Source organism: Streptosporangium sp. OZ121 (assembly GCF_051918885.1).
In the GTDB taxonomy this organism is placed as follows: domain Bacteria; phylum Actinomycetota; class Actinomycetes; order Streptosporangiales; family Streptosporangiaceae; genus Streptosporangium.
In genome coordinates this window covers 1-523 of the sequence record NZ_JBPXMC010000117.1, presented here as the reverse complement: position 1 = coordinate 523, position 523 = coordinate 1, and the positions used below count along the sequence as shown (strand labels likewise).

Here is a 523-nt window from a genome sequence, read left to right as displayed (position 1 = left end):
TCCTCGCGGTCCTGCGGGGCAGCGCGGTCAACCAGGACGGTGCGAGCAACGGCCTGACCGCGCCGAACGGTCCTTCGCAGCAGCGGGTGATCCGCCAGGCACTGGCGAACGCCGGTCTGTCGAGCGCGGATGTCGATGTGGTCGAGGCGCATGGCACGGGAACGGTGCTGGGTGACCCGATCGAGGCGCAGGCACTGCTGGCCACGTACGGTCAGGATCGTCCGGAGGACCGGCCGTTGTGGCTGGGCTCCATCAAGTCGAACATCGGTCACGCCCAGGCCGCCGCCGGGGTGAGCGGTGTGATCAAGATGGTGATGGCGCTGCGCAACGGCGTCATGCCGCGGACCCTGCACGCCGAGGAGCCCTCTCCGCACGTGGACTGGTCGGCCGGCGCCGTGGAACTGCTCACCGAGGCCCGTCCCTGGGACGTCGAGGACCGCCCGCGCCGGGCGGCGGTGTCGTCCTTCGGGATCAGCGGCACGAACGCGCACGTGATCATCGAGCAGGGTCCGGCGGTGGAGCC

1 protein-coding gene is annotated in these 523 nt (G+C 70.9%); it reads left to right on the top strand.

Annotated elements, in window-relative coordinates; all coding sequences use genetic code 11:
- Positions 1-523 (top strand): ketoacyl-synthetase C-terminal extension domain-containing protein (locus ACTOQ1_RS42970; RefSeq protein ID WP_440074400.1); only part of this gene is annotated, 523 nt, incomplete at both ends.